The organism is Trebonia sp. (genome assembly GCF_030042015.1).
In the GTDB taxonomy this organism is placed as follows: Bacteria; Actinomycetota; Actinomycetes; order Streptosporangiales; family Streptosporangiaceae; genus Trebonia.
This window is the reverse complement of record NZ_JASIAL010000267.1, coordinates 1-7,154: the sequence shown is the minus strand read 5'-3', so window position 1 is coordinate 7,154 and position 7,154 is coordinate 1. Positions and strand designations below refer to the sequence as shown.

General features: G+C 73.4%; 5 protein-coding genes. All 5 read left to right on the top strand.

The window, feature by feature from the left end:
* Positions 1-3,107: ATP-dependent DNA helicase (locus Q1N79_RS14345; protein WP_300609289.1), on the top strand; the 3,107-nt coding region annotated here is incomplete at its 5' end.
* Between the two features lie 88 nt (positions 3,108-3,195).
* Positions 3,196-4,293, top strand: coding sequence for an MBL fold metallo-hydrolase (locus Q1N79_RS14340; protein ID WP_300609287.1), 1,098 nt, complete (start codon positions 3,196-3,198; stop codon positions 4,291-4,293).
* Positions 4,294-4,367: 74 nt separating this feature from the next.
* Complete coding sequence (locus tag Q1N79_RS14335; RefSeq protein ID WP_300609285.1) at positions 4,368-5,816, top strand: ATP-binding protein; 1,449 nt, start codon at positions 4,368-4,370, stop codon at positions 5,814-5,816.
* 586 nt (positions 5,817-6,402) lie between these two features.
* Positions 6,403-6,561, top strand: coding sequence for a hypothetical protein (locus tag Q1N79_RS14330; RefSeq protein WP_300609283.1), 159 nt, complete (start codon positions 6,403-6,405; stop codon positions 6,559-6,561).
* Between the two features lie 246 nt (positions 6,562-6,807).
* On the top strand, positions 6,808-7,131 hold the full coding sequence (locus Q1N79_RS14325; protein ID WP_300609281.1) for a hypothetical protein: 324 nt from the start codon (positions 6,808-6,810) through the stop codon (positions 7,129-7,131).
* The last annotated feature ends 23 nt before the right edge of the window (positions 7,132-7,154 follow it).

The following is a 7,154-nucleotide window of genomic DNA, read 5'->3' as shown; positions in this document are numbered from 1 at the left end:
CCGGCCCCGAGGCCGGTGTCGCCGGCCCGCGCCTCGACGAGGCACAGCAGAGCGTGGTCGACCACAAGGGCGGCCCGCTGCTCGTGCTCGCGGGCCCCGGCACCGGCAAGACCACCACGATCGTGGCGGCGGTCGCGGACCGCATCGAGCGGCGCGGCGTCGCACCCGACCGCATCCTCGTGCTGACGTTCAGCAGGAAGGCGGCGGGTGAGCTGCGCGAGCGGATCACCGCGCGGTTGCGCCGCACCACGTCAGAGCCGCTCGCGCTGACCTTCCACAGCTACGCGTACGCGCTGGTCAGGAGGGAGTTCGTGCTGGCGGGCGACCAGCCGCCCCGGCTGCTTTCCGCGCCCGAGCAGCTGCTGGAGATACGCCGGATGCTGCGCGGGGAGGTGGCCGACGGCGGCCTGAGCTGGCCTGACCGCCTCAAGCCCGCCCTGGCCACCCGCGGGTTCGCCGAGGAGCTGCGGGACGTGCTGATGCGCGCCGCCGAGCGCGGCCTAGACGGCAAGGCGCTGCGCCAGCTTGGCAGGCAGTGCAAGCGGGACGACTGGGTGGCGGCGGGGGCGTTCCTTGACCGGTACTCGGCCCGCTTCGACCTCGCCCCTGTGCCCGCCTACGACTACGCCGAGATCGTGCGGATCGCCGCGGCGCTGCTCAGCCGCCAGGCGACGCGCCAGCGCGAGCGCGACGCCTACGACGCCGTGTTCGTCGACGAGTACCAGGACAGCGACCCGGCGCAGGAGTCGCTGCTGCTCGCGCTGGCCGGCGACGGCCGGGACCTGGTCGCCGTCGGCGACCCGGACCAGTCGATCTACGCGTTCCGCGGCGCGGACGTGCGCGCCCTGACCAATTTCCCCGACAGGTTCCGCACCCCTGACGGCTTCCCGGCCCCCGTGGTGGCGCTGCGCACCTGCCGCCGCAGCGGCCCGGTGCTGCTCGCCGCGTCCCGCCGGATCGCCCGCCGGCTTCCGCCTGGCGGCGGCGCCGCGACCTCGCCCCACCGCCACCTCCTGCCGCTCCCGCACGCGGCGCCGGGTGAGGTGCGGATCCTGGTGGCGGACACCCAGGCACAGGAGGCCGCCCTAGTGGCGGACACGCTGCGGCGCGCCCACCTGGCCGACGGAGTGCCCTGGCAGCAGATGGCGGTCCTGGTCCGCTCGGGGCAGCGGCAGTTTCCCGCCCTGCGGCGCGCGCTGGCGACCGCGGGCGTCCCGGTGACGGTGGCCGGCGACGAGCTGCCGCTTCCTGACGAGCCGGGGGTCCGCCCGCTGCTCACGCTGCTGCGCTGCGCGCTGCGCCCCGCCGGGCTCGACGACGAGACCGCGGCCGAGCTGCTGACCGGCCCGCTCGGCCAGACCGACAGCCTCGGCCTGCGCAAGCTCCGCCGCGCGCTGGCCGGAATGCCGCTCGCCGAGGCGCTCACCGCCCCGGAGAACCTGCACGCGATCAGCGACCGCGTCGCGCACCCGGCCCGCCGGGTGGCCGCGCTGCTGCAGACGGCGACCCGGGCCATCGCCGACGGCGGCAGCGCCGAGGACGTCCTGTGGGCCGTCTGGGACGCCTCGGGCCTGGCCGCGCGGTGGGAGCGGCAAGCCGAGCAGGACACCGCCGCCGACCGGGACCTGGACGCCGTGCTCGCCCTGTTCGAGGCGGCCGCCCGGTTCGCCGGCGACCTGCCGCCGGGAAACCCCGGCCTGTTCCTTGAGAGCCTGACCGGCCAGGAGATCGCCGGGGACTCGCTGGCCGAGCAGGCGGTCCGCGAGGACTGCGTCCGCGTGCTCACCGCGCACCGGTCCAAGGGCCTGGAGTGGGACGTGGTCGTCGTGGCGGGCGTGCAGGAGGAGGTGTGGCCGGACCTGCGGCTGCGCGGCTCGCTGCTCGGCGCCGACGAGCTCGCCGAGGCGGCGGGGAACGCGCCGGACGCCCCGGACGCGCGCGTGCCCGGGCGCGGCGACGCCGCCGCCGCCACGCTCGCGGCCAAGCTGCTCGCGGAGGAGCGAAGGCTCTTCTACGTGGCGGCCACCCGCGCCAGGCGGCTTCTGGTCGTCACCGCCGCGGGCGGCGACGAGTCCGGCCAGCGCCCCTCCCGATTCCTGGCCGAACTCGCCGGCGACGAGCTGCAGATCCAGCAGGCCGGCGCCGCCTCCCGCTGGCTGTCGCTGCCGGTGCTCGTCGCGGACCTGCGCCGGGCCGCCGCCGACCCGTCCCGGCCGCCGCCGCTGCGCGCGGCCGCCGCGGCGCAGCTCGCCAGGCTCGCGGACGCCGGCGTGCGCGGCGCGGACCCGCGGGAGTGGTACGCGCTGACCCGGCTGTCCGACGACGGCCCGATCGTGGCCGACGGCGAGCGGGTCCGGCTGTCCCCATCGCAGGTCGAGACGTTCGCCCGCTGCGGGCTGCGCTGGCTGCTCGAGTCGGCGGCCGGCGCGGGAAGGTCCGATGTCCTGCGCCACCTGGGCACCGTGATCCACGCCGCCGCCGTGCTCATTTCCGCAGGTGCATCCGAACGGTCCGTGGCGTCTCGCATCGACGACATCTGGCACCACCTGGACTTCGGCAGCGCCTGGTACGGTTCCCGCCAGCGTGAGCTGGCCGAGCGCATGGTGCGCAAGTTCGTGGAGTGGCACCAAGCCAACCCGCGCGACCTGCTGGCGACGGAGGAGGCGCTGCGGGTGCGGATAGGCCAGGTGGAGATCACCGGCCGGGTGGACCGGCTTGAGCGTGACCACCGCGGCCGCGGCATCATCGTGGACCTCAAGACCGGGGCCACCGCCCCCCGCGATGACGAGCTTGACCGGCACCCGCAGCTTGGCGTCTACCAGCTGGCGGTGCTGCTTGGCGCGTTCGAGCAGCTTGGCGTCACCGAGCCGGGCGGCGCGGAGCTCGTCCAGGTGGGCAAGGCCGGGTTCACCGCCAGGGCCAAGGTGCAGGCCCAGCACGCCCTGGCGGACGATCCGCACCCCGGCTGGGCGAAAGACCTGGTAGAGGCGGTGGCCGCGGGGATGGCGGGCCCGGTCTTCCGCGCCCGGGTGAACCCGGGCTGCCGCACCTGCCCGGTCGCCGCCTGCTGCCCGGTAAACCCGGACGGCGCGCAGGTCGGCGGGTAGGACGGCCGGCCGGAGCGCGCCTGCGCGGGCGGCGGCCGTTCCGGAGTCCTTACTGCCCGGTACATTAGCGGGCAAGGAGGTACCGCCCGTGGATCATGTGATGAGCCGGCCGTCGGCCTCTCGGGCCGACAGGGACGCGTGGGCCGAGCCCGGGGTGGAGGACCTCGGCGGCGGCCTGTACCGGATTCCGCTGCCGCTGCCCGGGGACTCGCTGAAGGCGGTGAACGTCTACGCGATCGCGGGCGACGACGGGGTGGACCTGATCGACGCGGGGATGGCGCTGGTCCAGGCGCGCGAGCGGCTGACCGGGGCGCTTGGCCAGCTCGGGTTCGGGCTCGGCGACATCAGGAACTTCTTCATCACGCACATCCACCAGGACCACTACACGCTGGCGGTCGAGCTGCGGACCACGCTGCGCGGGCAGATCATGCTCGGCGAGGGCGAGCGGATCAACATGGAGGCGATCCGCGCCGTCGCGGCCGGCCGCGAACCCGGCTTCATCGAGATGCTGCACGCGATGGGCGCGGACACGCTGGCGGAGCAGATCCGCGCGATCATGGCGCCGCGGCTTGCCGACCCGTGGCCGCGGCTGCAGTGGTCCGACCCGGACCGCTGGCTGGCCGACGGCGCCGTGCTGGACCTGCGGTCCCGCACGCTGCGGGCGATCCACACGCCCGGGCACACCCAGGGGCATGTCGTGTTTCACGACGAGGCGGGGGCCACGCTGTTCGCGGGCGACCACGTGCTCCCGCACATCACCCCGTCGATCGGCTTCCAGCCGGCGATCACCCCGATGGCGCTGCGCGACTACCTTGGCTCGCTCCAGCTCATGATGGGGCTGCCCGACTCCCGGCTGCTGCCCGCGCACGGCCCGGTCTGCGAGAGCACGCACGAGCGGGTGAGCGAGCTGCTCGCCCACCATGAGACCCGGCTGGAGCAGACCCGCGACGCCGCCTCAGCCGGACCGGTGACCGCCTACCAGGCCGCCAGCGCGATCCCGTGGACCCGCAGGCAGCGCAAGTTCGCCGACCTCGAGCCGTTCAACCAGCTGCTCGCGGTCGGCGAGACCGCCGCCCACCTGGAAGTCCTCGTGATCCGCGGCCAGCTCGCCAGGCACACCTCCGGCGAAGGCATCGACACGTACGCCCTGTCGCCGCCGCCGCCCCCGGCCGTGCCACTCGCCTAGCATCCACCATGATGCTGAACTATACTTCCGTGTAGTTTACTTCACAGGATTGTATTTCTGGACCTGCTGTGGCCGTGAAGCCCGCGCGCATCTTCGACCGGGACCGGGAGTGGGAAGGACTGGTCTCGTTCGCCACCGCCCCCGATCCAGGCGCCCTGCTGGGCGTGGTCAGCGGGCGCCGCAGGCAGGGCAAGAGCTTCCTGCTGCAGGCCATGACCGAGGCGGTAGGCGGCTTGTACTTCGCGGCAACGGAGGCAACCGAGGCCGAGTCGCTCCGCTTGTTCGCCGACGCGCTGCTCCGGCACACCCGCGAGCCCGTCGATGCTCCGTTCCGCGATTGGAACGACGCGATCGCGTGCTTGTCCGGGCAGCTCGGCAAGGCTCCTGTTCCCGTGGTTCTCGACGAGTTCCCGTTCCTGTCCAAGGCGTCCCCGGCGCTGCCGTCGATCATCCAGCGAGAGCTCGGGCCGGGCGGCAGCGCGCAGGGCAGCAGGGCGCGGCTCCTGCTGTGCGGTTCCGCGATGAGCGTCATGGGCGGACTGCTCGCCGGCCGGGCGCCGCTGCGCGGCCGGGCCGGGCTGGAACTCGTCATCCGCCCGTTCGGTTACCGGGACGCCGCCCGGTTCTGGGACATCACCGACCCGTCACTGGCGATCCTCGTTCATGCCGTTGTCGGCGGTACCCCCGCCTACCGGCGGGAATTCATCCGCGGCGACGTACCCGCGGGGTCCGGTGACTTCGACGCGTGGGTGGCGCGCACCGTGCTGAACCCGCAGATGCCGCTGTTCCGCGAGGCGCGCTACCTGCTCGCCGAGGAGCCCGATATCCGCGGCCCGGCGATCTACCATTCCGTGCTGGCCGCCATCGCCAGCGGCAACAGGACCAACGGCGGCATCGCCGGCTACACCGGCCGGCGATCCGACGAGCTCAGCCACCCGCTGAACGTGCTCGAGGATTCCGGGCTGATCGTGCGCGAACCCGACCTGATCCGCCGCGGCAGGGCCAGCTACCGGATCACCGAGCCGCTGATCGGCTTCTACGAGGCGATCATGCGGCCGCGCTGGCCGGAACTCGAACTCGGCCGGGCCGAAGCCGCCTGGCAGGCCTCCCGCCCGGCCTTCCTTTCCCGGGTGGTAGGCCCGCACTTCGAGGCATTGTGCCGCCAGTTCGCCATCGGCACGGACATCTTCGGCGAACTGCCCGCCGAGGTGGGCGCGGGCGTCGTCAACGATCCGGGAAACCGTGACCAGATCGAAGTGGACGTCATCGTGCTCGCCGCGCCCGAGCCGGGCCAGCCCCGGCGGGTACTGTCGCTCGGCGAAGCCAAATGGGGCACGGTGCTGGGCCCGCGGCACCTCGGCCGGCTGGCCCGCGCCCGCGACCTCCTGGCGGTCAGGGGCTTCGATACCCGGCACACGGCTCTTGCGGCTTACAGCGCCGCGGGCTTCGCGAACGACGTCCGGCAGGCCACGCGCGAGCACATCCTGCTCATCACCCCGCAGCAGATGTACGAACAGGGCTAGCGCGCACAGCCGGGTCCGTGACCCCAGCCCCAGGCGGCTCCCGCCGCTGCGCCGCCGGCCCGTCAGCTTGGTGCACGTACTTCTTTCGCCCAGTTGGCGGTGAGGGGCGGCGGTGGTGGCCAGGGCCGGGGTGAGGAACAGGGGCGGCCCGACAGCCTTGGGCAGCCGGGCGGCAGCGGCGGTGTCGACGGTGCCGTCGGCGGTCATGGCGGCGAGTTCGGCGGGCCGGGCGCCGGCTTGCAGGAACAGGTTCTGGCCGCCGTTCGCGGCCTGGGAGTAGAGGAATTCTTCCCACAGCCGGGCGGCCGCGGGGTGGGGGGCGTCTTTGTTGATGGCCTGGGTGTAGTAGCCGCCCAGCACCGCGCCGGGCGGGATGAAGGTTTTCCAGCCGGGGACGCCGGTGACCGCGGGCTGGTTGAGGTAGTCCCAGTTGAACACGACCGGGGTGATGCCCGCTTTGATCGTGGCCGGGGTTGCGGTGACGGTGGCGAGGTTGCCGGCCGTGCCGAGTTCGCGGAACCAGGCGATTCCGGCCGCGATGCCGCCGGAATGTCCGCCTTCGGCCAGGCCGGCCATCATGACCGCGTTGAGCGCGGGGTCGGCGAGCATGACGCCGTTGAGCCCGGGCCCGGGCGCGGAGGCCGGGCTGGCGGTCAGCGCGACGGCGTGCCGGAACTGCGGGGCCAGCAGCTGGTTCAGCGAGGTGATCGTGCCGAAGCGAGGGGCGTATCCGACCGACATGTAGCCGCCGTAGGCGGCGGCCCACAGCCCGGCGGGGTCTTTGAGCGCGGTGGGGATGGCGTTCCAGGTGGAGACCTTGTAGGGGGCGAACAGGTTGGCGTTGGCCAGCGCGACGTTCATGTCGAGGCTGAAAACGTCGGGCGCGCGTGCCGTGCCGTTCTCAAGTTTGGCCTGGCTGATGTCCTGCTGGCTGGTGGCGCCCGGATATTCCTGGCGGACTTTGATGCCGTAGGTTCTGGCGAAGTCATTGATGATCGCGGCCCAGTCGGCCTGGCCTGCGGGCAGGCCGATGACGTTCAGCGTGCCCTCTTTTTCCGCGGCGGCGATGAGGCTGGCGGTCGGGCCGGCCGGGGGGGCGCCGCTGACCGCGGTCCAGTCGACCGGAGGCTTGGGCGGCGAGCTGGAGCAGCCCGCCGCGGCCAGGACGAGGACTGCCAGCGCGGTGGCGGCCAGCCGGTGCGGGGTGCGCATGCCGGTTCCTTCCTGCGTTGAACGTCATGGGCCGGCCTGCGGTGCCCTGGGGCCTTGCACCAAGCCGGAGATGCCCGGGTTCGGGAAGCAGCGCGCCGAATGACTTCGGGGGCATCTGGTTCCCGC